General features: G+C 48.7%; 16 protein-coding genes and 1 pseudogene. 11 read left to right on the plus strand and 6 right to left on the minus strand.

Translation table 11 applies throughout. The features are described 5' to 3' along the window. Window positions 1-106: 106 nt before the first annotated feature. Both NSU01_RS00940 and NSU01_RS00945 read right to left on the minus strand, forming a co-directional pair. Window positions 107-1654 carry a DEAD/DEAH box helicase family protein gene (locus NSU01_RS00940; RefSeq protein WP_339302390.1) on the minus strand — a complete coding sequence of 516 codons (1548 nt, stop codon included), beginning with the start codon at window positions 1652-1654 and terminating at the stop codon, window positions 107-109. Further along, window positions 1651-2163 (minus strand): hypothetical protein, encoded by a 513-nt coding sequence (locus tag NSU01_RS00945; RefSeq protein ID WP_076243426.1) that lies wholly within the window; start codon window positions 2161-2163, stop codon window positions 1651-1653. Before NSU01_RS00945 ends, NSU01_RS00940 begins: the two co-directional genes overlap by 4 nt. 422 nt (window positions 2164-2585) lie before the next feature. Between NSU01_RS00945 and NSU01_RS00950 the strand changes: the two genes are divergently transcribed. Further along, window positions 2586-2894 carry a hypothetical protein gene (locus NSU01_RS00950; RefSeq protein WP_076243427.1) on the plus strand — a complete coding sequence of 103 codons (309 nt, stop codon included), beginning with the start codon at window positions 2586-2588 and terminating at the stop codon, window positions 2892-2894. Window positions 2895-3255: 361 nt separating this feature from the next. Here the strand turns inward: NSU01_RS00950 and NSU01_RS00955 are convergent, their stop codons facing one another. Then, complete coding sequence (locus NSU01_RS00955) at window positions 3256-3567, minus strand: hypothetical protein (protein ID WP_042132795.1); 312 nt, start codon at window positions 3565-3567, stop codon at window positions 3256-3258. 352 nt (window positions 3568-3919) lie between these two features. Between NSU01_RS00955 and NSU01_RS00960 the strand changes: the two are divergent. After that, window positions 3920-4347 (plus strand): annotated as a pseudogene (locus NSU01_RS00960) (VOC family protein). A gap of 3 nt (window positions 4348-4350) precedes the next feature. Beyond that, window positions 4351-5268, plus strand: a complete 918-nt coding sequence (locus NSU01_RS00965) for a VOC family protein (protein ID WP_076243428.1) — start codon at window positions 4351-4353, stop codon at window positions 5266-5268. Between the two features lie 110 nt (window positions 5269-5378). Here NSU01_RS00965 and NSU01_RS00970 read toward each other — a convergent pair whose 3' ends face one another. After that, entirely contained in the window at window positions 5379-7706 is a 2328-nt protein-coding gene (locus NSU01_RS00970) for an AraC family transcriptional regulator (protein WP_076243429.1), read from the minus strand. Window positions 7707-7959: 253 nt separating this feature from the next. Between NSU01_RS00970 and NSU01_RS00975 the strand changes: the two genes are divergently transcribed. From NSU01_RS00975 to NSU01_RS01010, 8 genes are all read left to right on the plus strand, one after another. Then, on the plus strand, window positions 7960-8898 hold the full coding sequence (locus NSU01_RS00975) for an ABC transporter permease subunit (protein WP_076243430.1): 939 nt from the start codon (window positions 7960-7962) through the stop codon (window positions 8896-8898). A 10-nt stretch (window positions 8899-8908) separates the two neighbouring features. Beyond that, window positions 8909-9793 carry a carbohydrate ABC transporter permease gene (locus NSU01_RS00980; protein ID WP_039296857.1) on the plus strand — a complete coding sequence of 295 codons (885 nt, stop codon included), beginning with the start codon at window positions 8909-8911 and terminating at the stop codon, window positions 9791-9793. 76 nt (window positions 9794-9869) lie between these two features. Further along, complete coding sequence (locus NSU01_RS00985) at window positions 9870-11402, plus strand: extracellular solute-binding protein (RefSeq protein WP_076243431.1); 1533 nt, start codon at window positions 9870-9872, stop codon at window positions 11400-11402. Between the two features lie 32 nt (window positions 11403-11434). After that, window positions 11435-12481, plus strand: a complete 1047-nt coding sequence (locus NSU01_RS00990) for a glycoside hydrolase family 130 protein (RefSeq protein WP_076243432.1) — start codon at window positions 11435-11437, stop codon at window positions 12479-12481. A 246-nt stretch (window positions 12482-12727) separates the two neighbouring features. Further along, window positions 12728-17434 carry a polysaccharide lyase family 8 super-sandwich domain-containing protein gene (locus tag NSU01_RS00995; protein WP_076243433.1) on the plus strand — a complete coding sequence of 1569 codons (4707 nt, stop codon included), beginning with the start codon at window positions 12728-12730 and terminating at the stop codon, window positions 17432-17434. A gap of 97 nt (window positions 17435-17531) precedes the next feature. Then, on the plus strand, window positions 17532-17921 hold the full coding sequence (locus tag NSU01_RS01000; protein WP_052421618.1) for a DUF948 domain-containing protein: 390 nt from the start codon (window positions 17532-17534) through the stop codon (window positions 17919-17921). A gap of 336 nt (window positions 17922-18257) precedes the next feature. Beyond that, complete coding sequence (locus NSU01_RS01005) at window positions 18258-20462, plus strand: pectate lyase (protein WP_076243434.1); 2205 nt, start codon at window positions 18258-18260, stop codon at window positions 20460-20462. 184 nt (window positions 20463-20646) lie between these two features. Further along, window positions 20647-20916, plus strand: coding sequence for a DUF6809 family protein (locus tag NSU01_RS01010; RefSeq protein ID WP_076243435.1), 270 nt, complete (start codon window positions 20647-20649; stop codon window positions 20914-20916). A 21-nt stretch (window positions 20917-20937) separates the two neighbouring features. On the opposite strand, the gene NSU01_RS01015 is transcribed toward NSU01_RS01010, so the two are convergent. Together NSU01_RS01015 and NSU01_RS01020 are read right to left on the minus strand one after the other, a co-directional pair. Then, on the minus strand, window positions 20938-21744 hold the full coding sequence (locus NSU01_RS01015; protein ID WP_076243436.1) for a WYL domain-containing protein: 807 nt from the start codon (window positions 21742-21744) through the stop codon (window positions 20938-20940). After that, the gene (locus tag NSU01_RS01020) at window positions 21731-23044 is read right to left on the minus strand and encodes a WYL domain-containing protein (RefSeq protein WP_042132803.1); all 1314 of its coding nucleotides are present in this window, start codon (window positions 23042-23044) and stop codon (window positions 21731-21733) included. The genes NSU01_RS01015 and NSU01_RS01020 overlap by 14 nt, the downstream gene beginning before the upstream one ends. Window positions 23045-23048: the final 4 nt, after the last annotated feature.

Here is a 23048-nt window from a genome sequence, read left to right on the forward strand (position 1 = left end):
TGTGATTCGGTTATTAATTTTCCTATTGGCAGGAGCTTAAACTGACGTTCTTTGTTGGGATATAAACAACTAGTTAAGCATGCCCACTCTATTTTGAAGCACTTTCCTACAACTCCGCCCCCCGGTACCCCATCTTACGATATCCCTTCACTCGTTTCTTGAACATCGCCATTAACATTGGAACCTGAAGATCGATGTAATCATATATTTTCACTTCTTCTTTATTCGCATGACTCCGGTGCAGGCGGCCAGCATATTGCTGTAAGGTGCCTGTCCAGGAGATGGGATGGACCAGGAACAAGGTGTCCAGTCTGGCGTCATCGAAGCCTTCACCGATTAGCTTACCCGTAGCGATGACTACACGCTCCTGATCGTCTGGAATAGAAGCAATTTGGGCGCGTAGAGCTTCTCTTTGCTTTTTCCCCTTTCCGCCCCTAAGCACAATTACGTTTTTGGCAAAGGCGTGTAATCTCTCTGCAAAATATTCAGCATGAGCGGTCCGTTCAACCAGAAGCAGTGGAGAACGTCCTTCATCTAAGCAGGTTAACAAATCGTCAAAAATAAGCGTGTTACGCTCCTCATTGTCTACAAGCTGCTGATAGATGTCCTGAATTCCGGCAACCTGTTCCCCTGACTTGATCTGAAAGTGAGTATAGCGGGGGACCACCCTTAATGAAAATCCTCTAGAGCTGCTTAGGCTTTTGGCATCCACCTTTAATAGCACAGGTCCAAGCTGGAACCGTACAATGGCTTCCTGTCCGTCCTGCCGTTTAGGGGTGGCTGTTAAGCCAAATACATACTTTGCTTTGACTTCCCGCAGAACCTGTTCGAAGCTGTAGGCTGATACGTGGTGACATTCATCCACAATCACCTGGCCGTATTCACTTATGAAGGGTTTAACGTTTCCTTTATAGTTGAGGCTCTGAATGACAGCAATGTCGATGATGCCGGTTCGTTTATTTTTACCGCCGCCAATCGTACCGATTGCTTGTTTAGGAACTTCAAGAAAGGTTTGCAAACGTTCCTGCCATTGCTCCATAAGCTCCCGTCGGTGAACCAGAATGAGGGTATTTGTCTTTCTTGAAGCGATAATGCTGGCTGCTACGACAGTTTTGCCAAATGCGGTTGCCGCTGAGAGAACGCCTATATCCCGGCTTAGAATAGCTCTGGCTGCTGTGTCCTGAAGAGTACTCAGCGTACCGGTGAACTCTGCCTCGATAGAAGTTCCAGACGAACGTTGATCCTTAAGCGATACCTTAACCTGATTTTGCTCGAAAAAAGATAACAAATCCGGCAAGCATCCCCTTGGCAGTACTACGTAATTCTCCAGATCCTTGGCGCATGAGATGACCCGGGGTTTACCATAGGTGGAGAGCCGCATCGCTTGTGCTTTATAAAAATCAGGGTTGGAGAAGGAAGCTAATTTGATCAGCGCATGAATTGCACTTGAGGGAAGTCCAGACTTGAGGATATAAAGGCGATCCGATTGCAAAATCTGTATTTCAGCAGGCAAAGATTCCATTAGAACCTCTTCAATCTGAGTCGGATTCCCTTGTAATAAGATTAATCCATCTGAGTCGTGGTCTGATCCCGTAGTAATTCTGTCATTGCTAAAAAGTCCACGCTCCCCGTGCGTGTATATAAATTGCTTCACCTGGTCTTCGCCCATCTTGCCAAGTTCGGATAATATCCCCATTGATCAGCGTAGGGCTCAAAGCGCTCGTCAACAAAAACACTGTTTCCCTGCTTACGCGGCCCGCCTTGAAGAGGAAGGGCAATGAGGTTGCCGAATCCGCCTTTGGGCAGTGTATCCTGATTGGGAAACAGGCGGTCATAGGATTCCATGCCGATCTGATATCTGTTGTTCATGGTAAGACTCAGCAGGGTCATTCCAAATCTTCTGGCTGTAGCCGCCTCGATATTTCGACTGAAGAAAATCCAGATATGCGCCCCATTGCCGGAACGCGAACGCTCTAAGAGTGCGGGGATTTCAAGGCTTTTACATAGCTCCATCACGGCAGTAACATCCTGCTTCCAATCGTGTTTGTCAAAATCCATAGCCAAAAACCAGCAGGTCTCGTCCTGCAGCATGGGATAGATACCAATCGTCCGGTCTTGCCTTGCATCTAAATGGGCTGACAGCACTTCGCTTGTAAGGGGCATGAAGTTCTGGTGTTTGCAAACGGAGCATTTCACTCTAGGTTTCTTGCAAACGGAAGTCCATTCATTGGCGCAAGCCGGAGAATACCCGGACTTTCCTTGTTTATTGCTCCAACGAATCGGATAAACATCGTCTCTGCCGCGAAAATAACTTTTATACAGGGCGAGCTTATAGTAGACCTCTCAACCGGGTGACTTCCAGCTTAAGTTCCTCAATATGAGCCAGAGCTGCATTATATTTGTCCTCGATATTGTCCATTGATTGGTCCTCGCGTTTTATTTATATTATACCTTGTAAGTTGCTGAGTAATAATATTGGGGATTATAACCGGATTAAGGAGATCATAGTAATGCTGAAACTAAGTAACTGAACCATTAAAAAGCATTTAAAGAATCTAACGAGGGAAGAGCTTGAGGCTGAAATCTTGAATATGACCAAGATATATCCGATCATTCAGGAGCACTATTTTTCAATACTATTTCCTGATAGTGAGGAAGTCTTAGACAAGTACAAGAAAATTATTGAGAAGGAATTGGTCCACAAGGGAGAGATTCTGCGATACCAGATTATGAAGCAAGCAATAAAAGACTTTAGTAATGTCTCAACAAATAAAGGGCAAATTGCAGAGCTAATGATTTTTACAGTGGAATGTGGAGTAGACTTTACTCTTTCATATGGAGACATAGATGATGAAAAATCTGGGGTTCGGAGATGGGATGATGGAGTTGTATAGCGATTATTTAGGATACCTGGAAGAAGAAGACCCTAAGTAGCGTATACGGACGCATTATTTAACCAGTTAGGATTGTGTGATTGCCATGGAGTATGGCTTTGGACATAGGGAGTGCTTTTAGCATTCCTATTCTTTCAATCGATCATATAAAAAACAAGGACTTTGGAGGGCTCATCCATGTCCTTGTTCTCGTTTATAGCAGCTTTTCGAAGGCGGTGGGCTTGAGGACTGTTGCAGATTATATTACTGCTTAATACGCAATATTACAGATTGGGCCGCCTGATTTCCGCTCAAGGGAGCAGGGTTTGTGACTGACTTTTATATGAAGGATTAAAGGTGGGTTATTTCGGACTGTTTTTGTTTAGGTCAGGTTTGGACCAATATATTCTAGCCCGACAAGATCAGAACGATGTATTTTTCTGAAGCCTAAAAATTTCACCGGGGTAGCTGTGGTATCAAAAATATTCATTGAAACCATGCCATTACGCGAAATTCCTAAAAATTGAAATGTGAATTCTCCCATCGTAGAGGTCCCGGATTTATAAAAATGACCCACTCTACCTAGATCAAATTCTTCCGTTAAAGTTTCTTGTGGTAAATAGTATTGCGAATCTCCAGGCTGATCCGGTCTTGAGGGATAGTGAAAATGATAGTGGTTATGATATTGATTCATTAACGTAGCTCCTTTTCGTTCTTTTGTAATTTTATTCACAAGATAGGTATATGCCAAATTTAATAAATGGTTCTTTCGCTAAGTCTTGTTTTGGATATATTTTACAATTTATGTTTAGAATACGGGAATAGAAAAGAATGAACCTGAAGTCCGCATTGAGATTTTAGATGATAATGGGCTAGGCGGCTTTGGAATTGTATTTGTAATAAGCTGCTCCTGATTAGGCCAGAAGTTGGGTCGCCTACAGCAAAATAAAAATAAGACCATACGTTCGCAAAAACCGTATATTTTCTTCAAATTTGGTGTATAATAAGGCTGACTGTTAAGCTTATTCCAAAGGGGATGAAGAATGATGTCAATCCGTTTGAACCCGTATTTTGTATTTAACGGAAACACAAGAGAAGCGCTTTATTTCTATGAAAAAGCGCTGCATGGCAGCGTAGTCGCAATCACGACGTTCGGAGACCTGCCGGAAGATCCGGAGCATCCGCTCACCGATGAGATGAAAACGCTTGTGATGCATGCGCATCTGAAGGTCGGTAATGCAGATCTCATGTTCTCCGATACTTTTCCGGGCACGTCACATCAGGCGGACGGGGATACGGTTCAGATTGCCATTCATCCTGCAGAAGAGCAGACGCACGGGAGATTTTTGCTGCACTGGAAGACGGCGGTCAAGTGATCATGCCTCTGCAGAAGACGGATTGGAGCCCTTTGTATGGAATTGTGAAGGACAAGTTCGGCGTTACTTTTCAAGTGAATGTCCCCGGGGAGGAATAACTTGTGGCAAACATCAATCAGAGAATCGTTCCGCATATATGGTATGACAAGGAGGCGGTAGAAGCTGCCCATTTTTACGCTTCTGTGTTCCCGGACTCCAAAGTTACGAGTGTTACAACACTTCATGACACTCCGTCAGGCGACTGCGATCAGGTTTCTTTTGAAATTTGGGGGCAGAAGTTTATGGCGATCAGTGCAGGGCCGTATTTTAAGCTGAATCCGTCCGTGTCTTTTTTCGTTAATTTTGATCCCTCACGCGATAAGAACGCAGCAGAGAAATTAGATGAGGTGTGGAACAAATTATCCGATGGCGGCATGGCTTTGATGCCGCTCGATAAATATCCGTTCAGTGAGCGGTATGGCTGGATTCAGGACAAGTATGGCGTCTCATGGCAGTTGATTCTTACCAATCCGGAAGGTGAAGAGCGGCCTGCTATAATACCGTCATTTATGTTCATCGGTAATAACTGCGGCAAGGCAGAAGAGGCGATGTCCTTCTATTTGTCCATATTCAAAGATTCTCGGCAAGGACTTATAGCCCGTTACCCGACTGGAATGCAACCTGATCAAGAGGGAACGATTATGTTCGCTGACTTCATGCTGGAGAATCAGTGGTTCACCGCAATGGATAGTGCACATGATCATAAATTCAGCTTCAACGAAGCCATTTCCTTCATGGTGAAATGCGACTCGCAAGAGGAGATTGATTCCTATTGGGAGCAGCTTTCAGCGGTTCCTGAAGCCGAGCAATGCGGCTGGCTGACAGATAAGTATGGCGTGTCCTGGCAGATTGTTCCGGCCGAAATGGACGAGATGATGGAGAAGGGTACGCCGGAGCAGCTTGCGCGTGTTACAGAGGCGTTTCTTAAGATGAAGAAATTTGAGCTTGCGGAATTGCATAAGGCTTATAAGGGCGAATGAGTGCATAACCCTTATTCTGCCAGGGGATTTGCTGTTAACGTGTTGCTTCAGTAATGTGAAAAAAGCGATGAGGGATGTTTCCCCATCGCTTTTTTGTCGCAGCTGCATTCTTATTTCTCGATGCTATTGCCACCTCTATACTTCTTCCGGTATTGGGCCGGTGTCATTGCGTACACCTTTTTGAAGCTGGAATAAAACGTGTTAAGCGATGAAAATCCGAAATTTTGGACGATGGGCTCAATCGGCGAGTCGGAGGCAATGAGCTCCTGACAGATGAAGCTTAGGCGCTTCTCCGAGATTTTGTCCGTAATGGACTGGTTTGTCTCCGCTTTATATAAACTGCGGAAATAATTAACGGATAACCCCAAATGATCAGCAAGCATTTTTGCGGACAAGTTCGGATCGGTTAATTGTTCTTCAATGAACCGGTCCGCCTGCTCGATCAGAGTCACATTCTTGGACAGCCCGCGGGCAGCTACAATGTCTTCGAGTGTCTTGGTGACCAAGGCTTCCATCCATGGCACCACCTTGTCCATCGTCTCCTGCTGAATAATCTGTTTCTCAATAGAAGTCAGCCCCCATGAACTGGGCAGAGGCTGAGCGGAATGCTCCTGCATGAGCCTGCGTATATCCATAAACAGGGTAATCAATGACATTTTACATTCAAAATAGGGCATTTCCCGCAGCTTGACTACGGCTGAGCGTATGACTTCCAGAACCGTATCTGCATTCCCCTTGGGAAGAGCCTGAGCGATCTGCCGCTCTTTGTTCGCAGGCAGATGGTACAGTTCTCCTGGCGCATCGGGTAGCCATTCCTTCACGATGAGCGATCTGTGTCCGAACCTGAACCGTTCCTGCGTCAGTTCATACGTCTCCATATATATCTCATGCATGTCGGTCAGGCCGGGCAGCGTCCTGCCCCAGGCGACAGTCGTTCCAACTGACAAATACTGCTCTATTAACTGTTGGGAGCCTTGCAGCTTCCTCGCATATTCTTCGGACAAGGGGGCGGATAGGACAACGGCCACGTGATCGTCACCCATATCCACCGTTTGCAGCTTGTGCTTGGACGATTGCAGCGACTCTTGAATAATATTGGACATTGCGAACCGGAGCAGACGCCGGTCCTTCTCCGGGTAGGTCTCCGAGAATTCCGAGAAGTGGTCAATCCGCAAGATGGCCACCGACAGCTGATCTACCGGCAGGTCAATGCCCCACTCCAGAAATTGAGAACCTATCTCCTCTGCTGAATGGTAAGTCTCCCCCAGAAAATCCCGTAAAAACCTCTCTCTGCCTAAAAATTTATTAAGCCGCCATTGCTCGGTCAGTTCGTTAATCTGATTATGCTGGGCTATAAACACATTGGATAAGTAGTCAAGTTCATATGTGCTGTATCCCAGACCGGGCTTTTCCGCTTGATGCTGCCGCATTACTCTGGTAATCAGTTCTTGAATGGGCGAGTATACCCGTTTGGAGATCAGCACGATAACGGTCCAGGAGGCTGCGAACAGGGCAATGAACAAGCTCAGGCTAGTGTTGCGAAGAACCGTAATTTTATCCAAAATGACAGACTTCGGTATCGTTTCGATAAAGGTCCAATCCTGGATTCCTTTGATGGAGATGCCTGCGTAAACCATTAGCTGTTCTCCCTGATCACGGGGATGAAAGAGCTTCCATCCGCTCTCGCCCTTAATCACGTGGCTTCTGAGCTCCGCAGTTTGTTCCTGATTCAAAGAAGTGCTGCTAAAAACCGTCTCCTCCCGGTCATTCAGAACCGCAACTGACCTGTCGCCATCATTCGAATTGTCCTGAAGCAGGGTCATGAGATTATCTGTATCTACATTCATAACGAAAGCGGAAATAGAACTGCCTCTTTCGTAAAATCTTATGATGGTCATCACCTCTTTGGGCGTATTCCCGGTAAGTGGCAGGGACAAGGTTCTGGGAATGAGCACGCTATGGTTCGCCGTAACCGGATCCTGTAAACGCTTAATAATATCCTGATCGTAGAAAGTTTCCGCATCATTCAATCCAAGTCTGGAATCAACAACCGTATTCGTGTAATCGTTAATGAGGTATACCGAATCGATAGACGGATTGGCGTTCTTGATGTCCATAAGCCGGCTCCATACCTCAAAAGTCTCAAAATCGCTGTACTGATCTGAAAGGGCATATACCTTGAGGGCGCTGTCATCACTGGAGGAGAAGCTAAATTCCAGGGCCCATTCCATCAGCCGTGCGGTGTTCTGGGCGCTGTTTACCAGCAAGGATTCGGAATGATCGCCGATCTCTTCCAGAAGCGTCTTGGAGGACTGCCAATAGAGCAGCGCAAATGATATACCCAGCACCAGTACGTTTGCACTGACGAAATAAAAAATAAGCTTCATATAAGTAGGATGCTGCTTCAGCGATGCGAGGAGTGGACGTCTGAATTTCATTGCTGGAACCTCCGTAATCATAACTGCCGAGCTCATAAATTGTAGATTTATTATAGCATACCGATTATTTTCGTCTTCAGAATCGTTTGTTTTCGCAATAGTGTTGTTTTTGGGAAGTTTGTAAATCTGCGCTTGCAGGAAGGATTAGAGCTTTTCGGAATTGCCGTAGCAGTGAGGGCTTGATAAGGTGACGGCATAGATAACGGCGTGCTAATGCAATTGCCGGTCTTGATGAAAGGGGGGATATAAAAAGATGCAATACCCAATTAACACCAGTAAAAGGTCTAAACTGAAGCATATTGTCCGAAATCCTTTTCTTTATGTTATGGCCGTGCCGGGGTTGTTGTTTTTTCTAGTGTTCAGTTATTTTCCCATATACGGGATTATGATTGCCTTCAAAGACTATAATTTCGCCAAGGGTATCACAGGAAGTGATTGGGTCGGTTTTAAAAATTTCGATTACTTTTTTACTTCAGGTGATTTCTGGACCATTCTGCGCAATACGCTGGTGTTGAACATACTGTTCATTTTCTTTACTACAGCCGCAGCCGTTTTAATTGCGCTTATGTTCAACGAAATCCGCAATAAGTATTTCAAACGAATATCGCAGTCTCTCATTTTTCTTCCTTATTTTATGTCTTGGATTGTGATAGGAATGATTGTCCAATCCTTATTCGGCGGGGAAGAGCCGATGGTCAATAACTGGCTGCAAAATATCGGTATGGAGCCGGTCAACTGGATGTTTGAGTCGAAGCTTTGGCCGTATATTCTGACCGTTATCCGCGTGTGGCAAGGTGCGGGTTATCTTTCGATTATTTTTCTGGCCGCGATTACAGGCATATCGGAGGATTTGTACGAGGCTGCCCGGATTGACGGGGCATCCAAGCTGCAGATTGTAATGCGTATTACGCTGCCGCTGCTCGTTCCTACCATCATGATCATGACCTTATTGGCCGTAGGCAAGATTTTCAATGGCGATTTTGCTATGATCTATGCCATCATTGGAGACAACTCATCGCTCTATCCGACTACCGATGTCATTGACACCTTCGTCTTCCGCTCCATGAGACAGCTGCATGACTTCGGCATGTCTTCGGCAGTCGGCCTGTTCCAATCGGTGATGGGTCTGATATTCGTCATTGCTGCCAACTGGGTAACCCGAAGGGTGTCTAAAGAATCTGCTTTATTCTAGGAGAATAACTATGAGACAGAAACAGAGCGCTGCGGATCGAACGTTTACGATATTTGCCCATACGTTCATTTTGTTGTTCACCCTATTTTGTGTGTTTCCTTTTCTGCTGATGATTATCGGCTCTATTACGGATGAACAGGAACTGATTGCGCACGGCTATACTTTGATTCCGCAAAAATTATCGCTGAACGCTTATAAGGCGGTTTTGCAATCGGATGTGTTATTCAACGGTTATGCGGTCACGATTTTTATCACCGTCGTAGGTGCATTAAGCGCGTTGTGCATTTCCGCAATGCTTGGCTATTCGCTGGCTAACAAACGGAATGTTCTGCAAACACCTTTTCTGTTCTTTTGCTACCTGCCTATGCTTTTTTCCGGGGGTATCATTCCATTTTATATTGTGGTCAGTCAGTGGCTGCATTTGCAGAATACCATCTGGGTACTCATTTTAACTATGTTATGCCAGCCGTTCCTCGTATTTTTACTCGTGAGCTTCTTCCGCACCATTCCTGAGGAACTGGAGGAAGCCGCAAGAATAGACGGAGCGAATGAAATGAGAATTTTCTATCAAATTATGATCCCGATCTCCAAGCCGATTCTGGCTTCCGTCGGTCTCTTCTATGCTCTGAGCTACTGGAATGACTGGTTTATGGGATTGATGTTCGTGGATAATGAGAAGTTATACCCGCTGCAGTTAATTCTTCGCCGGATGGTATCCAATATGGAAGCTGCCAAAAATCTCATTCCCTCCGGAGCGGCAATTGCAGTGACTCCACCGACCTATGGTGTGCGGATGGCGACAACTGTGCTGACGATCGGCCCGATTGTCCTGCTGTATCCCATGCTTCAGAAGTATTTCGTCAAAGGTCTAACGGTAGGAGCCGTAAAAGGATAAACGGGGATGTCCGGGATTAACCGGACTAACCCAGTTAATTTCAGAATTTTGTTCATAGATATGGGAGGGTAACGGAATGAGATTAAAAAAATGGGTTGGCACGACAACAGCAACGGTATTGGTATCTTCACTGATCCTGGCAGGCTGCGGAGGCAATACGAAGACTGGCGGCAATGAAGGGAGTTCTCCGAAGAATACGGAAAGTGCTGCACCCGCATCTAAGGAAACGGTGACATTGAAAGCTTATTTTCCGGGGGATAAACCGGTGGGCTTTGACGATGTGCTACAGGCGGTCAATGATAAATTGAAAGCGGATAACGTCGGAGCGGCCTTGAACATCAATTTCTTGCCGTGGACCGATTACGGGAATGCGGTATCCGTGAAGATGTCTGCCGGGGAAGATTTCGATATGTACTTGGATGCCCCATGGATATCCATGAATCAGATGATCGAGGGCAATTCTTTAATGGAACTGGATGCCGCGGTGGCCGAACGTCCGGAGCTCAAAGCATCTATTCCCGAGGAAATGTGGGAGTATAACAAATTCGGCGGAAAAATTATGGGGATTCCGCTCGGTACCACCCAGGGCCAGCTATATGGTCTTCTGATCCGTAAAGATTTGCGCGAGAAGTATGGACTTCCCGAGTTGAAAACCTTGGGTGATTTGGAGAAATTCTTGTATATGGTCAAGGAACAAGAGAAGGATGTCAAACCCTTCGTCATTAACGGCATCAAAGCGGATAAACTTCCGTTTATCCTGAGCGAATCTGCTAATCTGGCGCTGGATGAAGTGCTCGAAATCGGTGTCAACATGTTTGCCTATTCCATCAAGGACAAGAAAGTAATCGGCCAATGGACCAGCCCGGTGATTGCTGATGGTTATGAACGCGTCACCCAATACTACAAGGATGGCATCATTTCCAAAAACATCGCACAGGAGCAGAATGCAGAGACACTGTTCAAGCAGGGGAAATATGCGGCCACTTATTATGCGGCGGATGGTGTGGAGGGATTGAAATATTCGGAAATGCTGCAAGACGGCAGCGACAAGCTTGAGATTTTCATTCCGAACGGGGATAAAGCCAAGCCGTATACCGCTTTCCAGCAATGGAATTTCCTGTGTATCCCGGCTGCTTCCAAGCACGCTGATTTGGCAATGGATGTAGCCAATTGGTTGTCCATTAAGGAAAACCACGATCTGATGGAATACGGCATTCAAGGGAAGGACTGGGAACCGGTCGGGGATTCGAGCTATAAGGTGCTGTCCAGCTATTCATTCCCGGGGTTCGTGCTAACCTGGCGGCCAACGCTGAACCGCACGCCGGACACGATGATGAAGGATGACAAGAAGTGGTTCGACTTCTCTACCAACCCGGCCAATTTCACACTTAGTCCAACGGCGGGCTTCAACTTTAATGCTGAAAAGGTGAAGACGGAATATGCCAAAATCACTCCGCTTCACGATTCGACCTTCCTGCCGTTTAGCCAGGGCCTGGTGCCTGCTGAGGAAGGCAAGAAGATGATGAACAAAAAAATGGAGAGCCTCGGTGGACAAAAAGTAATCGAGGAAATTCAGGCGCAAATCGATGCGGTCACAGCCGGTAAATAAAAGCACTTAAAATACTGAAAGAGGTACTTCATATGAACATACAGCGCAGTGCGCAAAATCCTGTTATACGGGCCCGGGATGTCGCCCCCTCCCGCCCCGATTTTCGGGTGCTGGGTGCGTTTAATGCAGGTGTTGCGCAGTTAAAGGATGAAACGATCCTTTTACTGCGTATTGCAGAAGCGCCGTTATCGGACCGGGCGAACGAAGTGCTCGTCCCCAGGCTGAATGAAGAGGGTACGGATGTACTTGTAGAACGTTACGACAAGACCGATCCGGGCTATGATTTCTCCGACTCGCGCTTCGTTGCAAAGGATGGACGAACGGTCATGCTCACCTCCTTATCTCATCTCCGGGTGGCGCGAAGCAAGGATGGCATTCATTTCGATGTGGAGCCGCATCCGGCCTTATTTCCGGAAAATGCCCTGGAAGCGTGGGGAATTGAAGATCCGCGTGTGACCCAAATCGGGGATATCTATTATATTACTTACAGCTCTGCTTCTGCCCGCGGCGTTGGCGCCGGCCTGGCAGAGACCCGGGATTTCCGGACATTCAAACGCCGCGGACTTATGCTGGCTCCTGAGAATAAGGATGTCATGATCTTCCCGGATAAAATTAACGGCAAATATTACGCTTTGCACCGTCCGGTGCCCAAGTCGTTCGGCTCTCCCGAGATGTGGATCGCCGAATCGCCCGATCTCGACCATTGGGGGAATCACCGCTTCCTGATGGGGCTAAGCGAACAAGGCTGGGATTCGGCTCGTATGGGCGGCGGGGCGGTTCCGATTCGAACCGAACGAGGCTGGCTTGCGCTGTACCACGGAGCGGACAGTAAGCACCGTTATTGTATGGGCGCGGTGCTGCTTGATCTGGAGAACCCTGCCAAGGTAATTGCGAGATCCCGTGTACCTGTATTGGAGCCGGAAGCTGCATATGAGGTGAATGGATTCTTCGGTAAGGTCGTGTTTTCGTGCGGAGCCCTGCTGCTGGATCAGACGGTCCGCATGTATTACGGTGCCGCAGACGAAGTGATGGCAGTGGCGGACATACCGCTGGAGGATATATTTAATATGCTAGTGTAGAAGGCTGAAGGCAGTGCAAGCTGCCTTCTTCAATCCGTATATAGGAAAGCGCTATCATAAACGATTGAATTTAGATAGACAAAGGAGCGCATGTACATGACTGACAAAAGGCAAAGGTTTGTAAAGAGATGGACATGTCTTGGTATTGTTTGTTTGTTGATATCATCCATAGGGTTATATTCGCCTGTATCGGCGAGTACGCCCGGGGCGGCCAACGTTTCTCCAGAGATCGCTGAAATAAAATTGATGAAAAACCGGACGGCGGCATTTTATGTCTCCAAAGATATCATCAACGACGGAACGAACGGCCGGGTCGAATGGACCTACAAATCTCAGGCCGGCACGTACTTAACCAATCAAAATTCCAATGGAAGCTGGGGAGATGTAGATTATGCGAGTACAGCCTCCAGTGCCAATGGGAGGGCCTGGTCGCCTTATCTCGCATTAGACCGGCTGCAGTCGATGGCTCAGGCGTTTGCTGACCCGAAGGGTCCATACTATCATAATGAAACCCTGTTAGGAGGCATTCAAAAGGGGCTGGACTATTGGTTTACGGTGAAGCCCACTTCCACCAACTGGTGGGAGACCGGAATCGGCAAGCAATTAAGGCTGGGGAAAATCGCGCTTTTATGTGAAGGCTATTTAACAGAAGCGCAAGCTTCCAATATAATCGGCACGCTGGACAGCAGCCCGCACACTGTCGATGGAGCCAACTCATCCTGGTACAATCAGAATTATATGATCCGCGGCTTATTGCTGGAGGATGCCCAGATCGTCCGGAACGCTGTGGAAGCGTTTAATGTGCTGTCCAATGTGACGGCGACTGTGACGGGAATCCAGTCAGACATGTCATTCTTCATGCATGGCAAAACGAATTATACGACGGGCTATGGAAGAAGCTTTGCCAGAGATATGTCATTCTGGGCATATGTAACCTCGGGCACCTCATTCTCGTACAGCAAGGCGGCGATTGATTCGTTATCGTCCTACCTGCTGGATGGCACCAGGTACCTCGTGAGAGGCGATGTGGCCGATCTGGGTATGGGGATGAATGGACCAGAGTGGCCGGATTATGCGAGTGCAGCCTTGACCTTCTATGAAGATCCGCTGCAGTGGATGCAGGCGGCCAATCCGAAGCGCGCTGCCGAGTTTGCGGGTTTTCTTGAGAACATCCGCAGTATTGGTACGAGCACGAGCAACGGACTGGATGCTAGCAATATGACGCAATGGCAGACGCTAGTCTCCTCTCATATGCGGGATGATTATGGAATTACGGTCAAGATGTCTTCCAGCACGGTCAAAGGCGGCGAGTGGAGAACCATTAATCCTAGCGGATATAACCTGCTCTACTGGACGCCGCAAGGAGCCACTGCCATTCAGAGAACCGGGGATGAATACAGGACTGTTTATCCGCTGATGGACTGGGCTCATGTTCCAGGTACGACGGCACCGTATGTACTCACGAAGGATGCGAATTTCAACAATCCCAAAACATTTGTAGGCGGCGTGACCAACGAGCGTTATGGAGCCACAGCGTTTGATTTCAACAAGCTGAGTACAAGCGGCAAAAAAGGCTACTTCTTTTTCGATGATGAAATGGTGGCGCTAGGCACAGGTATCGCTTCAACTAACGCTGCGCCGGTCCATACAACATTGAACCAAAGTCTGGCGGCAGGGGATGTGCTCGTAGACGGAAAAGTAATAGCGGACGGAACGGTGCAGGCTAACGGGCGCTGGGCATATAACGATAAGACCGGCTATGTTTTCCCGAATCCTACCGGCTTTCAAGTGAAGCGGGAGACGAAGACGGGAAAATGGGGCGATGTCATCACGGGAAGCTCGGCGGAGCCGATCACCAAGCCGGTTTTTTCAATATGGCTCTATCATGGCGTGAAACCGACTAACGCTTCCTATGAATATATCGTATTGCCGAATAAAACCCCTGAAGAGGTCAGCAGCTACGCAAGCGTGAGCCCGAGCCCGGTCAGTATTCTTGCGAATACACCGTCGGTTCAGGCAGTCCGGCACAATTCCCTTGGCATTGCGGAATTGCTGTTCTATCAACCCGGGACGGTGACGCTAAGAGACGGCTTGACGGTCACAGCTGACCAACCGTCCATGGTGATCATTGACGAATCCGTGACACCTGTCCGCATCTCGGTTGCTAATCCCGAAACCCCGGGGATTACAGTGAACGTAACGCTGAACCGTAACGGAGAAAAAACCACAACAACCTATAGACTCGGCAAGGATACGTTTACCGGCCGGAGTATGACCCTAAACGAGGGAACCTCTCTCGACGACAGAGGGTTCGATCTCGCTTACAGTAAAGGGGCGACCGCTTCCTCCAGCCAAGGCAAGCAATTTGCCTCGAATGCAACCGATCTATACAGAAGTTCCTATTGGAGTTCAAGTGCTTCGGACAACGAGTGGATTTATGTCGATCTGCAAGATCAATATATGATCCATAAAGTTAGGCTGAATTGGGAAAAGGCGTATGGAAAAAGCTATAAAATTCAAGTGTCGGAGGATGCTGTCACCTGGAAGGACGTTTATACAACTTCTATGGGGGATGGCGGAATCGACGAACTTTCCTTTGGTAAGGTCAATGCCAGGTTCGTCCGGATGCTTGGCGTTCAGCAGGGCACCGGGGACGGCTATTCGCTTGCAGAATTTAATGTGTTTGAGGCGGTGGCACCCAATCTCGCCGAAGGCATGAAGGTAACGGCAAGCTCGGCCAGAGCCGCCGACGTGTCTCCCGGTAATGCGGTTGACGGGTCATTGACGACCCGCTGGGGATCTAACTATGCTGATCCGCAGTGGATTTACGCCGATCTTGGCTCCAGCCAGCCCATCGCGAAGGTCATGCTGCATTGGGAAAGTGCGTATGGGAAGGAGTACCAAATCCAGGTTTCTGACAACACGGCGGACTGGACGACAGTATACAGTACCACCACCGGAGACGGAGAAACTGATGAGATCTCCTTCGAACCGGTGAATGCAAGATACGTCCGGATGTATGGTACGAAAAGAGCGACCACGTACGGCTACTCGCTCTGGGAATTTAAAGTGTATGGTCCAGAGAACGTACAAAAGGTTCCGGCCCGGGTTGAACTAGAAGCGACGCCATCTTCCGTGGCGGCTGGAGGCAAAGTGTCCGTTACAGGTGTCGTCTACGATGGCGCCGATCTTCCGGTCCCCGGCGTGGAGGTCGAAATCGCGTCTGCATCGGGCAGCATCGAAACGGCTAAAGCAGTAACGGACGTTAACGGCCGGTTCAACACGGTTTATACCGCGCCTTCCGCAGCCGGAGAAGTGACGATCGCGGTTGTCCTGCCTGCAAGTCCGACCGTGACGGATACGGTTACCGTATCCGTGAACCAGGACGTACAAGTGCCCGCCCGAATCGAACTTCAGGCAGCGCCGTCTTCCGTGACATCCGGAGGCATCGTGTCCGTTACGGGAGCCGTCTACGACAGTGACGATCTTCCGGTATCCGGCGTAGAGGTCGAGATCGCGTCTGCATCGGGCAGTGTCAATGACGCCAGTGTGGTAACGGATGCGAACGGCCGGTTCAGCACAGTCTTTACAGCGTCGTCTGCTGCCGGAGAAGTGACGATTACAGCAGCCTTGACCGCGAATCCGTCTGTGAGCGGGACGACTACCGTTTACGTAGAAGGGGTCGTACAAGTGCCCGCCCGGATCGAACTCCAGGAGGTACCGTCTTCCGTGATGGTTGGAGGCAAGGTGTCTGTTACGGGACTCGTCTACGACGGCGGCGATCTTCCGGTCCCGGGCGTAGAGGTCGAAATTGCGGCTTCGTCAGGGAGCATTGAGAGTGCCAAAGCAGTAACAGATGCGAACGGCCGGTTCAGCACGGTCTTTACGGCGCCTTCCGCAGCCGGAGAAGTGACGATTACAGCCGTCTTGACTGCGAGTCCGGCCGTGACGGATAAGATTACCGTCTCCGTAATTAAGGCTGCACAAGTACCCGTTCTAATCGAACTCCAAGCGACGCCGTCTGCCGTGACGGTGGGAGACGATGTATCCGTTGCGGGAATCGTCTACGACAGTGACAATCTTCCGGTCTCCGGCGTGGAGGCCGAAGTCGCGGCTTCGTCGGGCAGCTTCCAAAGCTCAAAGACAATCACGGATGCGAACGGCCGGTTCAGCATGGTCTTTACGGCGCCTTCCGTAGCAGGAGAAGTGACGATTACAGCCGTCTTGACCGCAAATCCGTCCGTTACGGGGAAAATAAACGTTTCCGTAAACGAACGTTCAAACGGCGGAAGCGGAGGTAATTCGGGAGGAGGAGCTCCCGTGAGTCCGCCGGTAACTCCCAATAATCCGAACGTTAATCCAAGCGATGATCCAAACGGCGGTTCGGACACACCGGACGTTCCGGTACCCGGTCATGCCTTCGCGGATGTTGGCGGTCATTGGGCCGAAGCCAATATCCTGGAAGCAGAGAAGAGGGGAATGATCAGAGGTTATCCAGACGGCTCGTTCCGGCCCGATCGCACGGTAACGCGCGCTGAATTCGCGGTGATGCTGGCGAATTCGCTGAAGCTTCAGAATGAAGAAGCACTCCTGTCCTTCAAGGACACTGACCGGATCGGGCAATGGGCCAAGGCAGCCGTTGCACGGGCTGTAAGCCTGGGGCTTATCCAGGGCGATAACAATAGTAACTTCCGTCCCGATGCACCTATGACGAGATCGGAAATGGCCGTAATGCTGGCGAGAGCATTAGACCTTGTACCCAAAGCTCATTCCGCTGGATTCGCGGATGACCGCGACATCCCGGTCTGGGCGGTTGGAGCGGCAGCCGAGATGAAGAATCTGGGGATTATGCAGGGTAAGGGTAATAACTGCTTCTTCCCGAAAGATGCCGCGACGAGGGCGGAAACGGTCACGGTTCTGCTCAGAATGCTCGCAGCGAAGGATCAGGAATAGAAAGTAGAACAAATTTCGCCGGGAAAACCTGCTTGAGGGCAATTGAAGGAATGAACCCAACAAGTTGGACATACAGTGGAACTACAGGAGGTGTTGCATGGTTATCCAACTTAGTATTGCTTTGGCTGCAGTTGCTTTTATCTGTCTGGTTGGTTTCTTGATTCTTACGCTGCGCAAAGGAATGACTACACTCTCAGAGACCAATAAGACGCTGGTTGACGTAAGAAATGCGATTCATGGCTTAACAGGAGAAGCTACACAACTCATTCATACGGCTAATCAGGTTACCAGGGATGTGAAAGGTAAAATCAAAACGATAGATCCGATTTTTGAATCTGCGCACAATGTGGGTGAAGTGATTCAGACTGTGACAGAGACATTCAAAAAAAACGCTTCGGAAATAGGGCAAAATTTAAATCAAGAACCCGAAAAACCTCCAGTCAAGCAACAAAGCATCCCCATTCGCGTCAATACAAAATTTCAATAAATTTCAGAAAAAGACACCTTAGGGGGTGTCTTTTTTGTTTATGCGAATCTGGCTCTAACGGCCCCTTGTAAGCTCAACAAAGCTTATGCCGGGTATCATCTCACTGCGAAATAATCATTAACTCATAATACCGCAGAATTACTGCCAATATGAGCAAATGATTGTTTAAGCACCCTTTTCACATTTGATATGCTCGGGTTGTCCGAGAGGGTTCATCTCATCCTGCTTCAACGGTTCGGATTAGCCGGTACAAGAGGAGGTGCAAGAGGAGCATCACAGATTATTGCAAGCGGTTACAGAAGGATCTGCAACAAATTAAAATTAGGAGGCAATGAAATGAAAAGGACAGTTGCAAAGGTAACCAGTATAGTTTTGTTATTTTCTCTTGCACTATCTCTGATCGCCGGCGGATGGGGAACTACGGTAGCACACGCTGCGGGTCTTACGATAACGGGCAGTGGAGGCGGAAATGAAGCTGCTTATGTGGAGTGGTCACCAGTAAGCAATGCATCGGGATATAATGTATATGTTAAAGCAGCGGGCGCAGCGGACTCCCAGTATCAGCAGATTAATAACGAGTTGATCCGCAAGTATTCTTCCTATTGGAGAGCTGATGCGGTAGGGCTTGCAGCCGGAAGTTATGTAATGAAGGTTGAGGCCGTATCGTCAGGCGCAGTGACGGCAAATGCAGTCTCAGGAACGCTGGCGGTAGCGCCGTATGACCGGTCCGGATTTGCTTTTTCAGCCAATTCGCAATTTGGTACAGGCTCAGGTGCTTATAATGATAATGGGACGCTCAAAAGCGGGGCACAGGTGCTGTATATCACCTCCCAGAATGCGCAAACCGTAACGCTCGGCGTGAAGACCAGCAGCTCGGGTACCGTACAGACCGGGGTTGGTCTTGGCGGAATTCTGACACTGAGACAAAAAGGCTATGATACAACACCGCTGGCCATCCGGATTATCGGAAAAGTTACAGCGGCTGACCTAAGCGGACAGCTCAACAGCAGCGGTTATCTTGAAGTCAAAGGTAAAAACAATTATACGGAAATGAATATTACCATCGAGGGTATCGGGAAAGATGCGTATGCCTACGGCTGGGGAATGCTGCTTAGATATACCGGGAATGTCGAAGTCAGAAATCTGGGCGTGATGTTATTCCCTGACGACGGTATCTCCATGGATACAGGCAATGCGAATGTATGGGTGCATAATAACGATATTTTCTACGGCTCTGCAGGAGGTGACGCGGACCAGGCTAAGGGTGACGGTTCTACGGACCTCAAGAAAGGCTCAACGTATATCACTATCTCGTACAACCACTATTTTGATTCCGGAAAAGCGGCTCTGGTCGGACTTAGTGAATCTGCAGAATTCTTTGTTACCTTCCACCATAACTGGTTCGATCATTCGGATTCCCGTCATCCGCGGATTAGAGTGGCTTCTGTTCATGTCTATAACAACTTCTATGATGGGGTCTCGAAATATGGTGTCGGCGTTACAACCGGAGCTTCGGCTTTTGTAGAATCGAATGTGTTCAGAAATACTAAAGATCCAATGCTTAGTTCCTTGCAAGGTACGGATGCTATAGGGGAAGAAGGAACGTTCTCCGGCGAAAACGGGGGTGTGATTAAAGCCTACAACAACAGTATTACTGGTGCGGCAAGTCTGATCTATGCCAACTCCAGTACCGGAACGGCTCCGGCGAATGCTACCTCGTTTGATGCCTACTTAGCTTCTTCGAGAAATGAGACCGTCCCAAGCTCATACAAAGCTCTAGTGGGTGGGACAGCGTATAACAACTTCGATACGAGCGTTGATACGGGAGTTAGTGCCTCAGATGCTGATAGTGTAAGCACTGTGGAACAGGTCGTTACGGCAGAAGCCGGACGCCAGGGCGGTGGAGACTTCACATGGGCTTTCAATGACGCTGTGGATGACGCATCGTATGCGCTGAATGCCGCACTGATGTCCGCAATCAGAAATTATATTACGGGTCTTGTATCAGTAGGAGGTAATTCCAGTCCGGTAGGACCGACTCCAACTCCAACAGCAACACCTGCACCAACAGCAACACCTGCGCCAACAGCAACACCAGCACCAACGGCAACTCCGTTGCCAACAGTAACACCTGCGCCAACAGCAACGCCTGCGCCAACAGCAACGCCTGCACCAACGGCAACTCCGGTGCCGACTGCAACGCCCACTACTGGGGCAATTGTTCATAACTTCACCACATCCGGAACAACGAGCAGCTTCTTCTCTATTTCCGGGAATCTCTCCACGAGTAAAGGAACTGTAGTATATGGCGGTCTGACCTTAACCCAATGTCTGAAAATCGAGAGCGCAACCAGCATTGGATTCACAGCAGCCAAAGCCTCGACTTTAACATTAGTGTTCAACTCCGAAGGAACCAAAGTAAAAGTAGATGGAACAAGCTATACTATCACGAATGGTATTGCTACGGTCTCTGTTGCAGCGGGTGCGCATACGATTACGAAGGATAGTACTGCGAATTTGTATTATATGAAGGTGGAGTAGATAGTTTTAAAATCATAAATAAAAGACACCCTTAGAGGTGTCTTTTTAAATTTATCCTAAGAATCACGAAGATTGATCCTTGTTTATTTTTGTGATATTACGCCAAAGCGTACCACGTACACTCTGCAAATATGCTACGCTGATTTTATCGAATATAATTATGTAGCCGATAAAGGAGGCTCTTATGCCAAACATACTCGAATCACTATATCATGGCAGTCTATTCCCTAACGAGGATATTATCTCTAAGGATTCCAATTACCGACCGCTCAACAGGCAAATTACCGAGTCTCTAGAGACTTGGAAGCAGAAGCTGTCCGCAGGCGAGTTTGAGGAGCTGGAGTCTTTATTAGAACTGTATTCGCAAATACAGGGGCTGGAGATGACAGCTGCATTTGTGTCCGGGTTTAAGGCCGGGACGGCGATGATGATCGAAGTCCTTGTAGATGCTTAGCAATGCGTGACTAGTCAACATTCACTTCACATCCTCCCCATACCGCTCAATCGCCATATCAGCCGTTTTCAGCATACGACGCTTAAGCTGCTCGCCCTGGGTAATTTTCACACGTAACCCAAGGAACCGGATTCGGGATAACAGGAACTCGCTGTCGTCTCTCATGTAGTTGACATGGATCCGGTAGATGCCGGAGGCTTCATCAAAAGACACGGACTTATCGAAACAGGAGAAGGCAGACAGGATACGTGACAGCTCCGCATTAAAGACAGGCATCACTTGAATGCAGGCAGATTCTTTCAGACCGTCTAATAAGCGCGCTATCCGTGCCTTCAGGTCGTCAATCCGTTTGGCAGGGATGGGGAATACTTCGACCGACACCATGTTGCGCAGTTTGGTGGACATGAGCGAACGCTGCCGGGTGCTGTACCATTGCAGATACCACTCCCGCTTATACATATTGTACTCCAGCTTGTGAGGGAAACCGGCCTGATCCGCTCGTTCGCCGCCATGCTTAATCTGATAAGTAATCAGGATGCCTTTATTCTGCATAATCATGCGGCGGAGTGTGCGGAGCAGCGGATGATAGACCTGGCGCTCTTTACTGCGGGCCTTCTCCATAATAATCTCCCGCACTTCTATGGATGCTTCAGCCTCCAGTAGAGAGTTTAATTTATTTAAGGTTTCCGGTGTAAAAGCCGCCTCTGAAGCAGGGTGTATTAACATCGTTTTCAGCCAGGAACGTTCCTGGGAGGTCAGCGCAAGCGACCCCGCTTCATCAAGGCGTGAGATGATCTGGAAATTGAATATTTTCTCAAATGGATTCATAGTAGCTCCGGAGCTCCTTCCATTCTGCAATAAATTGCTTACGAAGCCAGCGGGGTTCTAAGATCTCACAGCTCGAACCGAAGCTCCGTAACCAGGGCTTGATTTCATAAATTTCGTTCACTTCGATCTCGTACAGGAACGTTGAATCGGACTCCTCTGTAATCACGCCCCATTGCCCCTGCGCCTCAACCCGCTCCCGGATGAAATTAGCGCCGGACCCGCTGGGGTTATAGAATCTGACAGCTACCTTAACCGCACGGTTGGTATCTGTAACCCAGCTGTTCTTCATCTGCGCTTCCAGAGCTTTAAGCTTCTCCGTATATTCGTCTTCTTCCACGGGTTCGCCCTCTTCAATCTGCGTAAGGCCTTCCATCCGGAATTTCTTGATCCCCATCCGGGCATGATGTCCGATTAAATACCACCGCCCATACTGATGGTCGTAGACGACGCGTAGCGGAAGGATACTATCTGTAATACCCGCAGACTCCCGCTCAAAGAGAGGGTTCGTGTTCTGGGAGGTGTAGTTCATTCCTTTTTTCGGGGACAGATAGAGAAACTGGATTCTCCGGCGCTGCTGAATAGCACCGAATATCGTGTAGAGATGAGCCTCATCAAGAATACGTGAATGGTAATTGTATTTATATCTATGGGTCTCTGTAGCTTCGGGGTTAAATCCCCGCTTCCGCAGAACCTTCTTCAGGGTGTCGCGCAGCAGGTAGCCCTGTACAGACGGAATCTGTGTATTGGCGATGACATCCACGTAGTCATAGAGGTCCAAAAGCTGGTCATCTGTTAGCTGGTCAATCAGGTCGTTGGCAGCCTTGTACCGGTAAGGACGCCGCTCATTGACACGGAGAATGACGCCGACTTCCTCCAGATATTTCAGATCGCCCCGGATGGTTTTCTCATCAGGCAGCGGCGAATCGGCGGGCATTTGCTCACTGCACAGATCCTGCAGATCCTTGGCAGTCCGCTCCTGGGTCTGGAGTGCTGTTAAGAGTAGAGTAAGCCGGATGCTCTCCGTTTCCTTAAGCGACTTCGCCCGGAACAGGAAGAGCAGCAGCGGATCGGCAGATTCATAGTAGTTGTAACGGAGCCACTCGGAGAGCTCGGTTCCCTGTTCAGCAGGCAGATCCTGCTGCAGGACAGTAACCATTTCCTTCAGGTTGCGCAGCGTTTTGTCGTAGGTATGTACGGAAATGCCGAGCCGGTCGGCGAATTGTTGTCTGCTGTAGGCTCCCCCGGCTAAAGACAGCATGCGAAGAAACTGAATTTCTTTATCGAAACTTTCCTTGGCCATTTGT

This window comes from Paenibacillus sp. FSL H8-0259, from assembly GCF_037963255.1.
GTDB classification, from domain to species: Bacteria; Bacillota; Bacilli; order Paenibacillales; family Paenibacillaceae; genus Paenibacillus_AQ; species Paenibacillus_AQ phytohabitans.

What these genes read in the sequence shown, in the direction of transcription:
- NSU01_RS00945 (WP_076243426.1), bottom strand. Translation starts at nt 2,163, where the DNA reads ATGCCCCTTACAAGCGAAGTGCTGTCAGCCCATTTAGATGCAAGGCAA.
- NSU01_RS00955 (WP_042132795.1), bottom strand. Translation starts at nt 3,567, where the DNA reads ATGAATCAATATCATAACCACTATCATTTTCACTATCCCTCAAGACCG.
- NSU01_RS00970 (WP_076243429.1), bottom strand. Translation starts at nt 7,706, where the DNA reads ATGAAATTCAGACGTCCACTCCTCGCATCGCTGAAGCAGCATCCTACT.
- NSU01_RS00975 (WP_076243430.1), top strand. Translation starts at nt 7,960, where the DNA reads ATGCAATACCCAATTAACACCAGTAAAAGGTCTAAACTGAAGCATATT.
- NSU01_RS00980 (WP_039296857.1), top strand. Translation starts at nt 8,909, where the DNA reads ATGAGACAGAAACAGAGCGCTGCGGATCGAACGTTTACGATATTTGCC.
- NSU01_RS00985 (WP_076243431.1), top strand. Translation starts at nt 9,870, where the DNA reads ATGAGATTAAAAAAATGGGTTGGCACGACAACAGCAACGGTATTGGTA.
- NSU01_RS00990 (WP_076243432.1), top strand. Translation starts at nt 11,435, where the DNA reads ATGAACATACAGCGCAGTGCGCAAAATCCTGTTATACGGGCCCGGGAT.
- NSU01_RS00995 (WP_076243433.1), top strand. Translation starts at nt 12,728, where the DNA reads ATGAAAAACCGGACGGCGGCATTTTATGTCTCCAAAGATATCATCAAC.
- NSU01_RS01000 (WP_052421618.1), top strand. Translation starts at nt 17,532, where the DNA reads ATGGTTATCCAACTTAGTATTGCTTTGGCTGCAGTTGCTTTTATCTGT.
- NSU01_RS01005 (WP_076243434.1), top strand. Translation starts at nt 18,258, where the DNA reads ATGAAAAGGACAGTTGCAAAGGTAACCAGTATAGTTTTGTTATTTTCT.
- NSU01_RS01010 (WP_076243435.1), top strand. Translation starts at nt 20,647, where the DNA reads ATGCCAAACATACTCGAATCACTATATCATGGCAGTCTATTCCCTAAC.
- NSU01_RS01015 (WP_076243436.1), bottom strand. Translation starts at nt 21,744, where the DNA reads ATGAATCCATTTGAGAAAATATTCAATTTCCAGATCATCTCACGCCTT.
- NSU01_RS01020 (WP_042132803.1), bottom strand. Translation starts at nt 23,044, where the DNA reads ATGGCCAAGGAAAGTTTCGATAAAGAAATTCAGTTTCTTCGCATGCTG.